Raw genomic sequence first — 18215 nt, 5'->3', positions numbered from 1 at the left:
CTCCCGCCCCATCAGCACGAAGGACCACTGACGATGATCAACCTCGAACTCCCCAAGCGGCTCGAGGCGGGCGCCAACCAGGCCCGCCAGGTCGCCACGCAGATCTTCCGTCCCGTCTCCCGCAAGTACGATCTCGCGGAGCACGAGTACCCCGTCGAGCTCGACACGCTCAAGGCCATGATGGAGGCAATGGAGGACGCCGGACAGGCGGCCTCCGGTGCCACCATGGGCTCGGGCGGCGCACCGCGTCGCGAGGGCGTGTCCAACGGCGGCAACATGAAGTCGCTGCTCAACATCATCGAGACGTGCTGGGGCGACGTGGGCCTCACGCTCTCGATCCCCCGCCAGGGCCTGGGCAACTCCGCGATCGCCGCGGTGGCCAGCGAGGAGCAGATGGAGAAGTTCGGGCGGGTGTGGGCCTCCATGGCCATCACCGAGCCCGAGTTCGGGTCCGACTCGGCCGCCGTGTCTACTACCGCCCGCCTCGAGGGCGACGAGTACGTGATCAACGGCACCAAGATCTACGTGACCTCCGGCGCCCGCGCCGACCACATCGTGGTCTGGGCGACCCTGGACAAGACCAAGGGTCGCGCGGCCATCAAGTCGTTCGTGGTCCCCCGCGAGCACCCCGGTGTCACCGTGGACCGGCTCGAGCACAAGCTCGGCATCCGCGCCTCGGATACCGCCCAGATCACCTTCGACAACTGCCGGATCCCCAAGGAGAACCTCCTGGGCGACCCGGAGGTCCGCGTGGACAAGGGCTTCGCGGGCGCCATGCAGACTTTCGACAACACCCGGCCGCTGGTGGCCGGCATGGCCGTCGGTGTCGCGCGCGCAGCCCTGGAGGAGATCCGCACCCTGCTCGAGGAGGCCGGACTCGAGATCGACTACGACCGGCCCGCCACCAGCCAGCCCGCCGCGGTGGCCAAGTACCTCGAGCTCGAGGCCGACTGGGAGTCCGCGTATCTGCTGACCCTGCGTGCGGCGTGGATGGCCGACAACAAGATGCCCAACACCAAGGAGGCGTCGATGTGCAAGGCCAAGGCCGGGCGCACCGGCTCCGCCGTCACCCTGGGCGCGGTCGAACTGGCCGGCAGCTACGGCTACTCCGAGCGCAGCTTCCTGGAGAAGTGGTCGCGCGACTCCAAGATCCTCGACATCTTCGAGGGCACCCAGCAGATCCAGCAGCTGGTGATCGCGAGGCGCCTCCTCGATCTGTCCAGCGCAGAACTGAAGTGAGCCGCGGCCGTATGCGCGGTTGAGAACGACGGGCGCCCCCGTGGATCATCGATCCACGGGGGCGTTCCTCGTTCGCGGGGCTCGCCCGTCCCGCGCCCACCTGAGCGGGCGCCCCGAGAGGAGCAGTTCCAATGGCGGCTGACGACGTACCCCTGTTCCGGGCCCCGATGCGGTCGAGGGACGACGCCGTGGCGGACGGTGCGGGCGTCGAGCGAGGGCTACGACACGGGCTCTGCGGCATCGGGGGTCGGCTGGAGGGACCGCCACCTTCAACTCTCGCCGAGGCGGTCGACGCCGCCGCGGCTCAGCACGACCCCCGACTGGCCCGCCGCCTCGAACGGTTCGCCGACGTGCCCGACGGGGCATACGTGTGGACCCGGGACGTCGACGGCAACTACTGGCTCGGGCGTCTCGGGGGACCGTGGCGCTACGACAATTCGTACGAGGCGCGATCCGTCGACCTGGTCCACGTCCGCGACTGCCGGTGGCGATCGGAGCCGACAGACCGGTCGAGCGTCCCCGCCGCTGTCCGGGCCACGTTCGCGCGGGGCGGTCGCAACTGGCAACGCATCCGGTCGGAGGCCGGTGCCGCCGAGACCGCGGACCTGTGGACCCGGTGAGACCGCCCGACCTGCGCGCTACCCGGCCAGAGCCGGATCGACCTACCCGGTCAGGGCCGGATCGACGAACTGCTCGTCCGCCTCGGCCCACACGTTCTCGCGACCGATCCCGTCGGGGTCGAGCTGATCGACCGTCTCGGGCAGGTACACCATCCTCACCATCTCCTGCCCGTTCTGGTCCTCCGGCTGGTCCCCGGGGGCAGCATAGGCGGTGATCTCCACCGTCCCCGACCAGTCGGAATCCTGAACGGCGCGAAGAATACTGATCGAGTCGTCCTGGGCGGACTCCGCGGCGGCGGCCGGGGTGGCATCCGGTGGGAGGGGGAAGTCGACGGCGACCAGGCCCGGTTCGAACTCGACGCCGGCGTCCTGCACCTCCGCGGTGATGGCGTCGGCGAGCGCCGTCTGGGGATCCTCCGCAGCGGGCTGCGCGGACTCCTCGGCGTTACCCGTGAACAAGAACACCAGGACGCCGACGACGATCACCACCACGACCAGCGCGAGGATCATGAACACTCCCCGGCTCGCCCGGTCGCGTCGCTCCGGGGGAACAGGGGTGTCAGTGCGGGTCATGGGTCCACCTCTCGTCCGGGGTGACCCCAGTCGTACCAGGTGGGCCGGTGGTCCACACCGGTTTCGGGCGGTCGGTCCGGCCGCAGGTCAGGCCATCCGGAAGCCGCGTCCGGGCCAGTTGCGGTCCGTGGCGTCGGTCACGATCGCATCGAACGAGTAGGCCAGCGCCGGGAGGAAGACGGGTGACTGCACGGGGTGGAGGCAGGACGGCAGGATAGCGCCGACGCTTCCGACCGATCCCGCGGCCGGCGGCATGTGTCCGCCGGACAGCAGCCCCACGAGGCGGCCGTCGCGGGTCACGGGCCCGCCGGAGTCCCCGTATCCGGCGCAGGCGTGACTCCAGAACTCGTTTCCGTCCCGCTGCCACGTGATGCCGCAGGTATGGCCGGTGGACATACCGTCCTTGCACACCACGTCGCCGAACTCCGGGGGGGCACCACGCCCGGTGACCCCGGGCTGACGCACGGGCACCACGACGCCCGGGTTGAGGCGGATCACCGAGTAGTCGAGGATCTCGTTGCGCGTCGCGACGGTGCCGATCACTCCGGCTCCCGGGTCGCCACGGAGGACGACCGGGGCGTTGATCCGGTCGCTGCAGTGGGCGGCGGTGAAGGCGACGGGCGTACCGGCGGCGTCGTAACCCGCTGCGGTGAGGGTGCACCCGGCAACCCCGTTGACCAGCACGGGGGTTCCTCCGGAGACCGGGATCGCGGCCTGGGCCACGGCGGGTACCGCGAGGGCGGTCGCACCGGCCATCACGGCGGTCACTGCGAGCTTGGCCAGACCGGTGAACCTCATGAGCGTGTCCTTCCCACCCCGGCAGACTGCCCGGGTATACGCGCTCACAGCCTAACGGGCGCGGGCTGCGACTGCACGACGGGCGCGGGCCGCCCCTCAAGGCGGCCCGGTCGGACGCGAGGCCCGGCCAGACGACGAGCCCGGTCGGACGCGAAGCCCGGCCAGCTTCAGTGCCCCTCGACCGTGATCCTGATCGAGGGGCACTCGCCCGGGTCGCCACCGATATGCGCCCAGATCGCCTCGACCACGGGCCGGAGGAACAACTCCCCCACCTGGTCGACGAGCGTCCGGACCACCTGGACCTTGTCCGAGGTCCGAGTGGAGGCGAGACCTCCGCGTCGCAGTCCCTCGACCTCCCTGGTGGTGAGGTCGACGATCGCCTCCAGCAGCGGCGCCCCGCGGCCGTCGGGCTCCAGCAGGGCCCGGTTGAGGTAGCTCACGAGCTGCGGGTTCTGCCGGAGCATCTCGCGGACCGCGACGTTCCGGGCCTCCACCACCTCCGCGGCCGTCCCGGTGTGCTCCACCGTCGACAACGCCCCGACCACCCGCTCCACCACGAGGTCGTCCACGGCCCTGCGTAGGCCGTCCTTGGTGCCGAAGTGGTGCTGGATCAGGCCGATCGTCACCCCGACCTCGGCGGCCACCCGGCGCATCGAGACCCTGTCCTCGCCGTGCTCGGCGTACAGGGCCAGTGCGGCGTAACGGATCCGCGCCCGCGCCGTGAGGTCCCCGTCCGCGGCCACGCCCCGGTCGGCAGTGGTTCCGGCCATGCGCCCCACCCCTTCCCGCCCTCGAACGGCGTCTGCGTTCGATCGATGCCTGAGACGATACCGCGACAATACGATTGCATAGCAAAGCATGCACTCGTATTGTGGTGATCGAGCGGGGCCGCCCGGGCCCACGCGACCGACCCCTGGAGATCCCCCGTGTTCGAGACCGCCCCCTACCGCTCCCCGTGGATGACCGACGACCTGGACGCCCTCCGCGCCCACACGCGTGCGTTCCTGGACAAGGAGACCGCGCCGAACCTCGAGCGGTGGGCCGCCGAGGGCGCCGTGGACCGCGGGTTCTGGAACAAGGCCGGCGATGCGGGCCTGCTGTGCATCTCCATCCCCGAGGAGTACGGCGGCGGCGGGGGCACGTTCGCGCACGAGACCGTCATCGCCGAGGAGCAGACCCGCGCGCTCGACGACGGCTGGGGCAACTCGGTCCACAGCACGATCGTGGCCCACTACCTGCTCCAGTACGGAACCGAGGAGCAGAAGACCCGCTGGCTGCCCAAGCTCGCCACCGGCGAGATGGTGGGGGCGATCGCCATGACCGAGCCCGGAGCGGGGTCCGACCTCCAGGCGCTGCGCACCACGGCGGTCCGCGACGGCGACGATCTGGTGGTCAACGGCGCCAAGACGTTCATCTCGAACGGCATGCACTGCGACCTGCTGATCATCGTGGCCCGCACCGGCGGCGAGGGCGCCCAGGGGTTGTCCCTGCTCCTCGCCGAGACCACCGACCTGCCGGGTTTCGACCGCGGTCGCAAGCTCGACAAGATCGGTCTGAAGTACCAGGACACGATGGAGTTGTTCTTCGACGACATGCGGATCCCCGCCGCCAACATCCTCGGCGGCGAAGACGGTGAGGGCCAGGGCTTCATCCAGCTCATGCAGCAGCTGCCCCAGGAGCGGCTCATCATCGCCGTCACCGCCGTGGCCGCGGCCGAGACCGCGGTCCGGCTCGCGATCGACTACGCCAAGGAGCGCGAGGCGTTCGGCAAGCCCATCCTGAAGTTCCAGAACCTCCGCTTCGAGCTGGCCGAGTGCAAGACCGAGGCCCTGGCCGCCCGCACCCTCCTGGACCACTGCATCACCCTGCACCTGGAGGGCAAGCTGGACCCGGCTACGGCGTCCATGGCCAAATACTTCTGCACCGACAAGCAGTGCGAGATCATCGACCGCTGCCTGCAGGTCTTCGGCGGCTACGGCTTCATGACCGAGTACCCGATCGCGCGGATGTACGCCTCCGCCCGCGTCCAGAAGATCTACGGCGGGACCAACGAGATCATGAAGGAGCTGATCTCCCGGACGCTCTGATCTCGGCTCATCCGATCTCGGTCGTGATCGCACGGACGGCGTCACGGCCCGCCCGGTTGGCCCCGACGGTCGACTGGGACGGGCCGTAGCCGATAAGGAACAACCGGGGCTCGTCCAGCGCCCGCCCGTCGAGGACGCGGATCCCGCCCGCCGGGGTCCTCAGTCCGAGCGGCGCCAGGTGGGACACCGCCGGGCGGAAGCCGGTGGCCCACAGGATGGCGTCAGCGGGTTCGAGGGTCCCGTCGGGCATCCGCACCCCGTCGGGCTCGATCCTTGTGAACATCGGGTGCCGGACGAGCGCGCCGCGGGCCTCGGCGCGATCGATCCACGGGGTGCGGTACATGCCGGTCACCCCGATCACGCTCTCCGGCGGCAGACCCATGGCCGTGCGCTCGGCGACCGCGGAGATGGCGGCCGAGAAGTTCTCCGGGGGCGGTCCCGTGGCCCACTCGATCTCCCGCCTGGTCACCCAGAGGGTGTCGGCCACACGCGAGATCTCCTCGAGCAGCTGGGTGGCCGAGATCCCCGAGCCCACGACCACCACGCGCTGCCCGGCGAACTCCTCGGCGCGGACGTAGTCGTGGACGTGGACCTGGCGCCCGCGGAAGCTCTCCCGCCCGGGGTAGTGCGGCCAGAAGGGTCGCGTCCACGTTCCCGTGGCGTTGAGGACGTACCGCGCGAGCCACACCTCGTCGTCGTCGCCGGCCCGGTCGGACCGGGTGGTGACGACGACGAGGCGGCCGCCTCCCGTGCCGTCCCGCCGACCGTGGGTCCGGCGCACCTGCCGCACCCGCACCGGGCGCCGGACCCCCAGCGAAAAGCGCTCCTCGTAGTCGGCGAAGTAGGCGGGCAACACCTCGCGGCTGGGCAGCGCGGGATCCACCTCGGGCACCGGGACGCCCGGGAGCCCGAAGATGCCGTTGACGGTGCTCATGGTGAGCGACTCCCAGCGGTGCCGCCACGCCCCGCCGGGGCCGTCCTCGCCGTCGAGCATGACGAAGGTCCGGTCGCCGGAGGCGGCCCGGTCGGCGTGGACGTACCCCCGGCGCTGAAGGTGGTACCCCGCGGACAGGCCGGCCTGTCCGGCACCGATCACCACCACGTCGACGTCGACCATCACCACATCATCGTCGCGCACCGGCCCCGGGGCGGGTGATGAGGGCGGGCGGTCGTTCGGTACCCCGCCGTCACGCCCCGTCGGGCAGCGCGGTGAAGTCCGCGGGCCGCCCCTCGGCGAACGCGGCCAGGGCCTCGGAGTTCGCGGGCCCGCCCATGAGTTCGGCGAAGCACTGGTTCTCGCGTTCACGCGCCTCGGCGATCTGGCGGGCCAGCGGCTCGACCATCGTCCGCTTGACCGCCTGCAGACTCGAGATCGGCAACCTCGCCAGGCGCGTGGCGTGCTCGGTGGCCACCGCCAACAGCTCCTCTGACGGACACAGACGCCACACCAGGCCCATCTCGCGGGCCTCGGCAGCACTGATCCACTCGGAGGACAGCAACACCCAGGCGGCGTTCTGCCGACCCACGAGCCGAGGGAGCAGGTAGCTCGAGGCGGCCTCGGGCGCCACCCCGAGACTTGTGAAGGGGCATTTGAGGCGGGCGTCGTCGGCCATGAAGACCAGGTCGGCGAACCCGATCACGGTCGTGCCGATCCCGAGGCCGAGCCCGTTGATCGCCAGGACGAGGGGCTTGTCGAACGCGGCCAGGGCGTCGATCAGGCCGATGAACCCGTGCTCGCCGGGGACGAAATCGGGATCGGTGACCCGGGCTGCCATCTCGACCAGGTCGGTCCCGGCACTGAACGCCCGACCCTCCCCGGTGAGCAGCACCACCGCCACGCCCGGATCGTCCGACGCCTCGTGCAACGCGACGGTGAGCGCGTCGTACAGCGCCTCGTCGAACGCGTTGAGCGCCTCAGGTCGCGCGAGTGTCAGTGTGCGGACGCGGTCGGCGTCCCGCACCTGTAACGGCGATGTCCTCTCCACGGCGGGATCAGGCGTCGGCCGCGGGCGCGTCGAGGTAGACGGACTTGACCTCGGTGTACTGCGCCAGGCCCTCGGGACCGAACTCGCGACCGACCCCGGACGCCTTGAAGCCGCCGAACGGGGCAGAGAAGTCCATCGTGTACGTGTTGACCCCGTAGGTGCCGGTGCGGACCCGGCGGGCCACGCCCAAGCCCGCCTCCCGGTCCGCCGTCCACACCGTGCCCGCCAGCCCGTACTCGGAATCGTTGGCGATGCGGACGGCGTCATCGACGTCGTCGTAGGCGATCACCGACAGGACCGGCCCGAAGATCTCCTCCTGCGCGATCCGCATGGAGTTGTCGACCCCGGCGAACACTGTCGGCTGGACGTACCAGCCGGTGGCCAGTCCGTCCGGGCGGCCGGTCCCGCCGGTGAGGAGCCGGGCGCCCTCCTGCTGCCCGAGCTCGATGTAGGAGGACACGCGCTCCTGCTGCCTCTGCGCCACCATCGGCCCGATCTGCGTGGCGGGATCCAACGGGTCGCCGACGACCATCGACCCGATCCCCTCGGCCAGCGCCCCGGCGACCTCGTCGTGCCGGTCCCGGCTCACGAGTATCCGGGTCTGCGCCACACACGCCTGACCCGAGTTCATCACACCCAGGAACTTGATCCCCTCGACGACGCTCGTGAGGTCGGCGTCGTCCAGCACGATCGCCGCGGACTTGCCCCCGAGTTCCAGCGAACACCGCTTGAGCTGCTCGCCGCAGATCGCCCCGATCTTCCGGCCCGCCGCGGTGGACCCGGTGAAGGCCACCTTGTCGACCCCGGGGTGGCGCACGAGGTGCTCCCCCACCTCGCGGCCGCCGGCCACGATGCTCACCACGCCCGCCGGGACCCCGGCCTCGATCAGCAGCTCGCCCAGCAGGTAGGTGTCGAGCGGGGTCTCGGGAGCCGGTTTGATCACGATCGTGCAGCCGGTGAGCAAGGCCGGGATCAGCTTGGATAGCACGGTGAACTGGGGGACGTTCCACGGCGGGATCGCCGCGACCACGCCCACCGGCTCGTGGCGGACCAGCACCTCCCCGCCGAGCACGCCCGGCCGGGTCTCCTCCCACGGGAACTCGCGGGCGATGGCGACGAACGCCTCGATCTGCATCCACGGGGCGGGGGCCTGGGCCAGCTTGCTGAACGAGATCGGTGACCCCATCTCGGTGGAGATCAGGGTCGCCATGTCGTCCAGTCGTGCGGCGTAGAGGGCCGAGAGTCGGGCGACCACCTCGATCCGCTCCTCGGGAGTCATCCTCGGCCACGGACCCGAGTCGAAGGCCTCCCGCGCCGCGGCCACGGCGGCGTCCATGTCGGCGACCGAGCCCTCCGGGACGCGGGCGACGATCTCCTCGGTGTGGGGACTGATCACCTCGATGACGTTGTCCGTCGCGGGCGAGCGCCACTCGGTGCCGATCAGAAGGGCGTCGCGGTCGAGTGAAGTGGTCATGGGGGCTCTCCTGCCGTCGCGGGGCGTTCGGCCGCTACATCAGACAACCGAACAGACACCTGTCCAAAGTAGGCTGTGCCGGCCTCGCCCGGGGCGGTTCCACTGATTCCCGTCGGCAGGCTCAGCGATGCGCCGGCGCCTGCCCCCCGTCCACCCGGGCCAGCTCGCGGACCGCGACCTTCCACGCCTCGACCACGGCCGAGGCGCCGACCATGGGCTGTAGGGTCCCGGCCAGATGAGCTCCTGTGAGCAGGTCGATGGTGAACTGCACCAGCATCGGCGCGCGCGGATGGTCCTCCCCTGCCAGCCGTGTGACGTTCCGGTGCACCGTGCGGAAGATGCGCTCCTGGAGCGGGATGAGCGCCCGGCGGAGCTCGGGATCGGTGCGTGAGGCCACCCAGAGCTCGAGTGAGACCGTGAACGGCGGCCCCTGGAGTTCCTCCCAGACCAGGTCCACCACGTCGTCCCAGCTCGTGGCCAACGGCACGTCGTCGCGCGCCCCGCCGTCGTCATCATCGTCGTCGTCATCATCAGCGTCGTCGTCATCGACCTCGACATCGGCACGGCCCCAGGCGCGCGCCCCGCCGCCGCGCCCTGTCGAGGTCAGGACGCGAAGCCGACGCTCGACGATGTCTTCGACGACGCCCGCCATGAGCGACCCCCTGGTGGGGAAATGGTGTAGCAACGTGCCCCGGGCGACCCCCGCACGGTTCTGCACCTCACCAACCGTCGTCGCACCGTAGCCACGGTCGAGCAGCGATTCGTACGCGGCCTCGATGAGCTTCAGGCGGGTGGCGGCGGACCGCTCCTGCTGCGGACGACGAGGGGCTGACATGGCCGAGAGACTACTCGGGACACCGCCGCGGGGACTTGCCACCGGGCCGCTCCGGTCGGCATGATTCACAAAACAGTCCGACCAGACGGAAAGTGGCATCCATGTCCAAGAAATTCCACGTGAAGAGCCTCGTCGACACCGGTCGAACCCTGGCCCCTGTCCTGGCTCAGACGGCGTTGACGACGCTGGAGGATCTGGCCTCCCGGGTCATCCCCGGCATCGGTTCGTCGGCGCCCGCCGCGGACGTGACCGTCCCCGCCCCCGATGGCATCTCCGGCTACGCCCGGCAGGTGGACGCCGCCCGCGCGATAGGCGCACCGCCGGCCGCGATCCTCGAGGTGGTGCTGGACACCAACCGGACCCACGAGTGGCTGACCTTCCACCTGTCCTGGCGCGGCGAGCGGACCGAGCAGCTCGCCACCGGCGGGGAGTTCGTCCAGCAGATGAAGCTCATGGACATCCCCGTCCAGGTGCGCTGGGCCGTCGAGAAGGCCGACGAGACCGGGTTCGAACTGCGTGGCGAGGGTCCGATGGGTATCACGGTCGGACTCTGGTGCACCATCGTGCCCACGTCCGGCGGCAGTGCGGTTCGCCTCGACGGCGCCCTGGACGGTCCGCCGGTGCGCGGCCCGGTCGGCCTCACCGCCGTCCGCAGCGTCGAGGCGGCCCTGACCGACTCGCTGGACGCGCTGGCGGGCCTCGTCGACGGCGGCGGCGGACCAGGCCGCTACGCGGATGAGGCCGTCCGCCACGAGCGCACCGGCGAGATGCTCGACCCGTCGACCCCGGTCATCATCGGCGTGGGCCAGATCGTCCGCCGCGACCCGGATCCGGCCACCGCCGCCGAGCCGGCCGTCATGTCCGTCGAGGCCCTCGAGGCCGCCGCCGCCGACACCGGGGCCGAGGGGCCGCTGCTGGCCCGCGCAGATCTGGTCTACGCGGTTCCGAGTGCCTCCTGGACCTACCCCGACCAGGCCGGGTTCGTGGCCGAGGCCGTCGGCGCGGAGTTCGCCGAGACCGTGCAGACCTCCCCCTACGGCGGCGACGGAGCCCAGCTGGCGGTCAACGACGCCGCCCAGCGGATCGCGGACCGGACCGCCCACCTGGCGCTGGTCAGCGGCGCCGAGGCGGGGGCCACCGTCGCGGCGCTGCAGGCCCGGGGACGCGAGCCCGAGTGGACCACCCAGGACCCGGACCGCGGCCCCGACCGGGTGATCGGGGTCGACCGGCCGGCCAACAACGAAGCCGAGACCAGCGTCGGGCTGGGCGCCCCGATCTACGTCTACTCGCTCATCGAATCCGCCCTCCAGTCCGACTCGGGCGAGACGGCCGAGGCGCACCAGCAGCACATCGCGGACCTGTGGTCGCGCCACAGCGCGATCGCGGCCGAGAACCCGTACGCGTGGGACCCCACCGCCCGGACGCCTGAGGGGATCGGCTACCCGAGCGCGTCCAACCGCACCGTCTCGGCCCCGTACACAAAGCTCATGTGCGCCAACCTCCAGGTGGACCTCGCCGCGGGCGTGATCGTGGCCAGCGTCGCGGCGGCCCGGGCCCTCGGGATCCCCCAGGACAAGTGGGTGTTCCTGCACGCCGGCGCCTCGGCGACCGACGAGTGGTTCGTCTCCGAGCGCGCCGACCTCACCCGCTCCCCCGCGATCGCCGCCGCCGGCGCCGCCGCGTTCGGCCACGCGGGCATCACGGCGAGCGACCTCGGCCCCATCGACCTCTACTCCTGCTTCCCCTCGGCCGTGCAGCTCGGCGCCCGCGCCCTCGGCCTGCCCTGGCAGGATCCGTCGCGGCCTCTCAGCGTGACCGGCGGACTCACCTCGGCCGGCGGACCCGGCAACAACTATGGGCTGCACGCCGTCTCGACTCTGGTCCCGCTGCTGCGCGAGAACCCGGACCAGTACGGCCTGTCCACCTCGCTCGGCTGGTACGCCACCAAACATGCACTCGGCATCTACTCCGGAAAGCCCCCGAGCCGCCCGTTCGCGCACCTCAAGCCGGCGATCGAGCGTCCTGCGCCGCGGCCGGCCCGCACGGAGCTCGACGGCCCCGCGGTGGTCGAGGCCGTGACCGTCCCCCACGGACGCGACGGCGCGGCCGAGGCCGCCGTGGTCTCCGCCATCACCCCGGACGGCGCCCGCGTCCTCCTGCGGCGCGAGGGCGCCGAGGACATCGCCGCGCTCACCTCCGGCGCCCCGCTGCGCCGGACTCTGCGCATCGACGGCGACCGCGTCGTCATCGAGGGCGAGCGGCAGGAACTCCCCGAGCCTCCCACCGCGCCGGTCCTCGCCCGCCGTGACGGCTCGGTGTGGGTGATCACGCTCAACCGTCCCCACGCCAAGAACGCCATCGACCAGGCCACCGCGATCCAGTTGGAGCGCGCGGTGGACGACGCCGAGGACGACTCGGCCGTGCGCGCCATCGTCCTCACCGGGACCGGGGACACCTTCTGCGCGGGCATGGACCTCTCCGGGGCCAATCGCGGCCAGGTGCCGGTCACCGACCGCCGTGGCCCGCTGGGTCTGACGGCCGAACCGCCCACCAAGCCGACCGTGGCCGCGGTCGAGGGACATGCGCTCGCCGGGGGCTTCGAGCTCGTGCTGTGCGCCGACCTCATCGTGGCCGCCGAGAACTCCTCGTTCGGTCTCCCCGAGGTCAAGCGCGGCCTCCTCGCCGCGGCCGGAGGGCTGTGGCGATCGGCCACCCGCCTGCCGCGGCCGGTGGCGCTCGAGCTCGCGCTGCTCGGAGACGGCCTCCCCGCCTCGCGACTGGCCGAGCTGGGTCTGGTCAACCGGGTCGTGCCCGAGGGCAAGGCGCTGGAGACCGCGATGGAGATCGCCCGGCGCATCGCCGCCAATGCCCCGCTGTCGGTCAGCGCGGGCAAGCGGATCATCGACGAGGCGCCCACCTGGAGCCCGGAGGAGGCGTTCGGTATCCAGAGCGAGCTGGCCAGCCCGGTGCTGCTGTCCGACGACGCCCGTGAGGGCGTGGCCGCGTTCGCGGAGAAGCGCGAGCCCCGCTGGAGCGGCCGCTAGGCACGCGCCCGAAATGGACTCAGGCCCGGTTCCATAAGAGGAACCGGGCCTGAGTGCGTGGTAGCCCTCGGTCGACCGGCCTTTCGCGCACTCGGGCGGAGACAGGACCACGCGCAACGGTCCGGTCGTCCGCCGACCGTCAGCGATCGAGCCGAAGACGGCGCCACGCCACGATGGTGAGGGTGGCCGATGCCGCAGGGATCACCCCGACGAGGGCCAGCTGCAGTGGGGATACCGCGCCCCCGTCGCCCATCGCCCACAGCGTGGGGGCGGCTAAGGGCATCCATCCCCCGGCGCCGGCGAGAACGCCCACCTGGGCCACGATGACGATAGCTATCGTCGCCGCGACTCCCGCGAGCGTCGATCGCGTCAGGGTCGTGACCCAGGCGACGGGAGTGACGATCGCACTCGTGAACACCCCGAGCGCGGCCTGACGCGCGAGGCCGGCCCAGGCCTCGGACGGCGGGGCTCCGAGCCCCCCGACCAGACCGACGACCACGAGCGCACCGGTCAGGGCGAGCGCCGTCCCGACGCTCCACAGGGCGAACACGACGATCTTGGCCGCCGCGATCGACCCCCGCCCGACCGGCAGGGCGAACAGCCCGCTCACGGTGGCGTCGGAGAACTCGCGCCCGAAGATCCAGGCCAGCACGATGCCGTAGCCGAGGAGGCCCCCGGCGCCGGTGATCTGCGCTGCCGAGAAGAGCAGGCCGGCCCAGTCAGCGGTGGCTCCGGGGCCGAGCTTCGCCACGAGGTCGGGTTGCCCGGAGGTCACCGCGAGCAGCATCGCACCCGACAGCACGGCGATCCCCCCGACGATCGCGGTCGTGGCGACGACCCCCACCAGCGAGGACCGCAGTTTCACCGCCTCGGTCGACAGCGCGGGACTCACCGCGGGTCGCCGCCCTCGGCCGCGGCGTCCTGTGCGGACTCGTCGTCGAGCCGGACCGCCTCGAAGAAGGCCCTCTCGAGCTCCGACCCCCCGGGCGGTAGCTCCCCGATGACGCGTCCGCCGTTCATCACGACGATGCGGTCGGCGATACGGGCGACCTCGTCGAGGTGATGACTGCTCACGAGGACGCCCGCCCCCGCGCCCGCGAGCCCGACGAGGTGTTCGCGGAGGAGGATGACACCCCGGGGGTCGAGGGCGTTGCCCGGCTCATCGAGCACCACGACGGACGGCGAGTGCTGCAGGGCCGCGGCGAGCCCGACCCGCTGCCGGTTACCGAGCGACAACACCCGCAGGCGCCGGTCGGCGTACGGTTCCAGGGCGAACGTGCGCATCGCCGAGTCGACGATCGCGCCGGGATCCCGAGCATCCCGTAGCCTCGCGCTCGACATGAGGTTCTGACGCACGGTCAGTTCCGGGTATCCGGGAGCTCCGTCGACGAACTGCCCGACGCAGGCCCACTCCTCGGCGGGAGGAGAGGCGCCGGCGAGCACGCGACCGCGCAGGAGCACACGGCCCGCATCCGCACGCAGCATCCCGAGCAGGACACGCAACAGGGTCGTCTTGCCCGCTCCGTTCAGCCCCACGAGCGCCACGATCTCCCCTTCCTCCACCGTGAGGTCGACGCCGTGGATGCCCGCGCCGTCGCGGAAGCAGCGGGTCACCCGCTCGGCGCGGATCGCGGGCTCAGTCATCGCGGCCCTCCAGGACACGGAACACGTGTTCCAGGGCGCTGTCGAGATCCGGATCGGTGCCGACCGCCCACTCGAGGAGCGACGCGTTGAGGGCGGCCACGACGGCGGCGGCGGCGATGCGGGCGTCGGGCGGGGTCACGGCGCGCCCGGCGAGAGCGGAGACGATCGCGTCTTCCGTGGCCCGGCTCCCCGCTGCGAGAGCACCCGCGAGAGACGGGGCCTCGGCGACGATCCGGAGACGCTCGCGCACGGCCTCGGCGGCGGGCTCCGGCACCGAGTGCCACGAGTCCCTGATCCCGCGAACGACCGCCGTCAACGGGGCCTCGTCCGCCGGCCGGCGCGCGATCGCGTCCGCGATGAGGGGGTCGTAGGGGTCGTCCACGAGTAGCGCCGCCTTGGTCGGGAAGTGGCGGAAGAGGGTCATCTCACTGACGCCCGCTCGTCTGGCCACGGCCGCTGTGGTGACGCCGTCGTACCCGCGGTCACCCATCAGTTCCAAGGCGGCACGAAGTAGTCGCTCGCGCGTCTGCTCGGATCGGCCCATGCACCGAATGTTAGTGACTAACGCCGGTCGCGCGCAATGCCCGCACTTCTGGCGGCGCCCTGTCGCACGATCGAAAAAGGCCCCCTGACCGGATCTTCACCCGGTCAGGGGGCCTTTTCGTGGTAGCGGGGACAGGATTTGAACCTGCGACCTCTGGGTTATGAGCCCAGCGAGCTACCGAGCTGCTCCACCCCGCGTCGTTTGCGTCTATGACACTACGTGCCAGTCACCGCGGAAGGCAAATCGGTGGACGCGAAACGAACAGAACATGACCTAACTCACAACTGGGGCGGCATATCCCCTGGTCAGGTCAGTTCCCGAGGGCCTGGTAGGCATCGACCGCCTCCTGCAGATCCTCGAGAGCCTGTCCCAGCGCGGACAGGTCCCCGCCCTGTGCCGAACGGACCGCGTTCAGGGCTTGATTGATGTTCCGCACGGCGGTGGCCCGCTCGGCCTCGTCCGCTCCGCCGGTGGCGGGTGCCGCCGGCCGCGGGATGCTGGCGGCGGTCGGGGACCCCGAGTCCTCCGCCTCGGCTTCGGCCTCGGCCTCGCCGCTCTCGTCGATCCGCACGACGTCGGGGTCGGCCTCGATCCCCACCTGCCGGAGTGCCTCGTACAGAGTGGGCGCGTAACCCACCGCGCGATCGTAGGAGACCATCACTCGCAGCAACCGCGGGAACGCCGTGTCCTGGTCTTTTCGCTGGGTGTAGATGGGCTCCACGTACAGGACCGAGTCGTCCGCCAACGGCAACGCGAGGAGGTTGCCCTCGGTGATCTCGGCGGTCTCACCCCACAACCGGCGGTCCTCGGCGATGGCCGGGGAGGCGATCATGATGTCCTGCGCCTGGTTCGGGCCCTGGGACAGCGGTTCGGTGGGTCGCTGGACCCGGACCGTGATGTCGCCGTAGGTGTCCGGGTCCGAGCTCGCCGACATGTGTGCCGCGAGGAACTCACGCTCGTACCCGCGGAACGCGGAGATCAGCTGGAACGACGGTTCGTCCGACTCGGGGTCGGTCGGGTCGGAGACCACCACGTAGTACGGCGGTTGGCTCGGGCCCTCCACCGGACCGCGGTTGGCGGCCTGCGCACCCGCCGGCCCACCGGCAGGCCCGCCCGCGGGCGGGGTCGGGTTCTGGATCGACGAGGTCACTGTGGGATCCGAGGGCACCGACCAGAAGGCGTCGTTGGTGAAGAACTGGCCCGGGTCGTCGACCTGGTACTTGGCCAGCAGCTCACGCTGGACCTTGAACAGGTCCTCCGGGTACCGCAGGTGCTCCTCGAGCTCTTCCGAGATCGCGTCCCGCGGCTGCACGATGCCGGGCAGGGCCTTCATCCAGGTCTGCAGCACCGGGTCCGACTCGTCGAACGCGTAGAGGTCCACCGTGCCGTCGTAGGCGTCGACCGTGGCCTTGACCGAATTGCGGATGTACGAGACCTCCTCGTCCGGCAGCACCCGGCCACCGGCCTCGTTGGTCGAGTCCGCCGTCATGGCCTCCAGCGAACTGAGCTCGGCGTACGGATAGGTCTTGAGGGTGGTGTACCCGTCGACGATCCACTTGATCCGGCCGTCGATCACGGCCGGGTACGTGTTGGTGTCGGTGGTGAGCCACGGTGCGATCTTCTGGACACGGTCCCGGGGGTCGCGGTCGTAGATGATCTTGGAATCGGCGCCGATCAGGCTGGACAGCAGGATGTTGCGCTCGGCGAACCTCAGCGCGTAGGCCGTGCGGTTGATCCAACCGCCGATCGGGACCCCGCCCTCGCCGGTGTAGGTGTACTGCTCGGTGTCCGTGTCGTACTCGCGGGGGCCCTCACCGTTGTCGCCGACGATGGCGTAGTCGGGGTCGGACTGGGCGATGAGCGGACCGAAGTAGGTCCGTGGCTGGGTCACCGGGATCACCATCTCCTGGCCACTGGCGATCGCCTCGAGGTCGGAGACCTGGAAGTTCGGCAGTCCGCCGCGATCCGAACCGGCGTCGTCCGCGATCTCGTTGACGCGGTTGGCGGGCGCGGAGACGAACCCGTTGCCGTGGGTGTAGACGGTGTGCCGGTTGATCCAGTCCCGCTGGTTGGCCTGCAGGGACTCAGGGTTGAGCTCACGGGCGGCCACGAGGAAGTCCCGCATCTCACCATCGATCGTGTACCTGTCGATGCCGAGCGTCTCGGGGAAGCCGTAGAAGTTCCGCAGCTGGTGCAGCTGCGTGAACGTGGGCGAGAGGACGTTGGGGTCGAGCACGCGGACATTGGACAGTGTCGTGACGTCCGAGCCCGCCTCCCGCGGGTTGGGGTCGGCCGAGCCCCAGTTCTCTATGTAGGTCACGCGGTCGTCACCGATGTCGTAGGCGGCCCGCGTGGCCTCGATGTTGCGGGCGATGTACTCCCGCTCCTTCTCGGCGCGGTTGGGGTTGACGGAGAACTGCTCCACGGCGAGCGGCCAGGCCGAGCCCACGACGAGCGCGGAGAACAGCAGGAGCACGGTGGCGAGCGCGGGGATGCGCAGGTCCCTGATCACGATGGCGGAGAAGAAGGCGATCGCGCAGACGATGGCCACGGAGAACATGAAGATCTTGGCCGGGATCAGCGCGTTGACGTCGGTGTGTCCGGCACCGGTGAACGTCGCGTTCTCACGGAACAGCAGCTCGTAGCGGTCGAGCCAGTAGGCGGCCGCCTTGAGCAGGATGAACAGTCCGGCGAGGCTGACCAGTTGGATCCGGGCGGCGCGGGTCAGCGCACCCTCACGCGCTCCGGGACGGAGCCCACCGAACAGGTAGTGCGTGACGAGATTGGCGAGGAACGCCAGGACCACGGCCACCATGAGCCAGGTGACGATCGACCGCCACAGCGGCAGCTCGAAGGCGTAGAAGGAGATGTCGAGCCCGAACTGGGCATCCGTCTGCCCGAACGGCGTGGAGTTGAAGAACGCCAGGACCGACTGCCAGCCCGACTGCGCCACCGAACCGGCGAGGAGCCCGATCGCGACAGGGACCCACAACACCGTCTTGGCCGGCGAGTCACCGAGAGCCGCCCGGTACCTCGCCAACGCATCGGGCATCCCCGGTTGCGCCAGGAACACCGGCCGGTATCGGAAGGCGAGCAGGATCCCCGCGGCGATCGCGAGTCCCACCAGGAGGGCGACCACGACGAACAGACCGATCCGCGTGAGCAGCTCGGTCCTCATCACACTGGTGGCGTCGACCGAGCCGAACCACAGCCAGTTGGTGTAGGTGGAGTTGATCCTCGGTAGTACCTGGATCAGGACGATGAGGACGACGATGGAGATGGCGACGGCTCGGCCGCGACGTGAGATCGCGATCGGCCGACCGGGATTACCGGGTGGGCGGACGGACACCGGGGAAGCTCCTGGACTGCTGG

At 70.8% G+C, this 18215-nt stretch carries 15 protein-coding genes and 1 tRNA gene; 4 read left to right on the top strand and 12 right to left on the bottom strand.

What is annotated here, in order from left to right:
- Positions 1-33 precede the first annotated feature (33 nt).
- The gene (locus ABIE38_RS01075; protein ID WP_354053611.1) at positions 34-1239 is read left to right on the top strand and encodes an acyl-CoA dehydrogenase family protein; all 1206 of its coding nucleotides are present in this window, start codon (positions 34-36) and stop codon (positions 1237-1239) included.
- Positions 1240-1370: 131 nt separating this feature from the next.
- A complete protein-coding gene (locus ABIE38_RS01070) occupies positions 1371-1859 on the top strand; it encodes a GAF domain-containing protein (RefSeq protein WP_354053610.1) in 489 nt (162 codons plus the stop codon).
- 42 nt (positions 1860-1901) lie between these two features.
- Here ABIE38_RS01070 and ABIE38_RS01065 read toward each other — a convergent pair whose 3' ends face one another.
- From ABIE38_RS01065 to ABIE38_RS01055, 3 genes are all read right to left on the bottom strand, one after another.
- Positions 1902-2432 carry a hypothetical protein gene (locus tag ABIE38_RS01065; protein ID WP_354053609.1) on the bottom strand — a complete coding sequence of 177 codons (531 nt, stop codon included), beginning with the start codon at positions 2430-2432 and terminating at the stop codon, positions 1902-1904.
- Between the two features lie 87 nt (positions 2433-2519).
- On the bottom strand, positions 2520-3230 hold the full coding sequence (locus ABIE38_RS01060; RefSeq protein ID WP_354053608.1) for a chymotrypsin family serine protease: 711 nt from the start codon (positions 3228-3230) through the stop codon (positions 2520-2522).
- 167 nt (positions 3231-3397) lie between these two features.
- Complete coding sequence (locus tag ABIE38_RS01055; RefSeq protein ID WP_354053607.1) at positions 3398-4000, bottom strand: TetR/AcrR family transcriptional regulator; 603 nt, start codon at positions 3998-4000, stop codon at positions 3398-3400.
- 156 nt (positions 4001-4156) lie between these two features.
- Here ABIE38_RS01055 and ABIE38_RS01050 point away from each other — a divergent pair, with 156 nt between their 5' ends.
- Positions 4157-5317, top strand: coding sequence for an acyl-CoA dehydrogenase family protein (locus ABIE38_RS01050; RefSeq protein ID WP_354053606.1), 1161 nt, complete (start codon positions 4157-4159; stop codon positions 5315-5317).
- 7 nt (positions 5318-5324) lie between these two features.
- Here ABIE38_RS01050 and ABIE38_RS01045 read toward each other — a convergent pair whose 3' ends face one another.
- From ABIE38_RS01045 to ABIE38_RS01030, 4 genes are all read right to left on the bottom strand, one after another.
- Positions 5325-6434, bottom strand: coding sequence for an NAD(P)-binding domain-containing protein (locus tag ABIE38_RS01045; RefSeq protein WP_354053605.1), 1110 nt, complete (start codon positions 6432-6434; stop codon positions 5325-5327).
- A 70-nt stretch (positions 6435-6504) separates the two neighbouring features.
- On the bottom strand, positions 6505-7278 hold the full coding sequence (locus ABIE38_RS01040) for an enoyl-CoA hydratase/isomerase family protein (RefSeq protein ID WP_354053604.1): 774 nt from the start codon (positions 7276-7278) through the stop codon (positions 6505-6507).
- Between the two features lie 31 nt (positions 7279-7309).
- Positions 7310-8776, bottom strand: coding sequence for an aldehyde dehydrogenase (locus ABIE38_RS01035; RefSeq protein ID WP_354053603.1), 1467 nt, complete (start codon positions 8774-8776; stop codon positions 7310-7312).
- Between the two features lie 121 nt (positions 8777-8897).
- A complete protein-coding gene (locus tag ABIE38_RS01030) occupies positions 8898-9611 on the bottom strand; it encodes a TetR/AcrR family transcriptional regulator (RefSeq protein ID WP_354053602.1) in 714 nt (237 codons plus the stop codon).
- Positions 9612-9712: 101 nt separating this feature from the next.
- Between ABIE38_RS01030 and ABIE38_RS01025 the strand changes: the two genes are divergently transcribed.
- Positions 9713-12655: a type II toxin-antitoxin system Rv0910 family toxin gene (locus ABIE38_RS01025; protein ID WP_354053601.1), complete on the top strand. Its 2943-nt coding sequence runs from the start codon at positions 9713-9715 to the stop codon at positions 12653-12655.
- A gap of 139 nt (positions 12656-12794) precedes the next feature.
- On the opposite strand, the gene ABIE38_RS01020 is transcribed toward ABIE38_RS01025, so the two are convergent.
- The 5 genes from ABIE38_RS01020 to ABIE38_RS01000 all read right to left on the bottom strand — a co-directional run bounded on the left by ABIE38_RS01020 (position 12795) and on the right by ABIE38_RS01000 (position 18192).
- Positions 12795-13547: an ABC transporter permease gene (locus ABIE38_RS01020; protein ID WP_354053600.1), complete on the bottom strand. Its 753-nt coding sequence runs from the start codon at positions 13545-13547 to the stop codon at positions 12795-12797.
- Positions 13544-14299: an ABC transporter ATP-binding protein gene (locus ABIE38_RS01015; protein ID WP_354053599.1), complete on the bottom strand. Its 756-nt coding sequence runs from the start codon at positions 14297-14299 to the stop codon at positions 13544-13546. The genes ABIE38_RS01020 and ABIE38_RS01015 overlap by 4 nt, the downstream gene beginning before the upstream one ends.
- Positions 14292-14843 (bottom strand): TetR/AcrR family transcriptional regulator, encoded by a 552-nt coding sequence (locus tag ABIE38_RS01010; RefSeq protein ID WP_354053598.1) that lies wholly within the window; start codon positions 14841-14843, stop codon positions 14292-14294. The genes ABIE38_RS01015 and ABIE38_RS01010 overlap by 8 nt, the downstream gene beginning before the upstream one ends.
- A gap of 120 nt (positions 14844-14963) precedes the next feature.
- Positions 14964-15040 (bottom strand) — tRNA-Met (locus ABIE38_RS01005).
- Between the two features lie 113 nt (positions 15041-15153).
- Positions 15154-18192, bottom strand: coding sequence for a UPF0182 family protein (locus ABIE38_RS01000; RefSeq protein ID WP_354053597.1), 3039 nt, complete (start codon positions 18190-18192; stop codon positions 15154-15156).
- Positions 18193-18215: the final 23 nt, after the last annotated feature.

Source organism: Dietzia sp. 2505 (assembly GCF_040546785.1).
GTDB lineage: Bacteria > Actinomycetota > Actinomycetes > Mycobacteriales > Mycobacteriaceae > Dietzia.
This window is presented reverse-complemented; position numbering and strand designations above follow the sequence as displayed.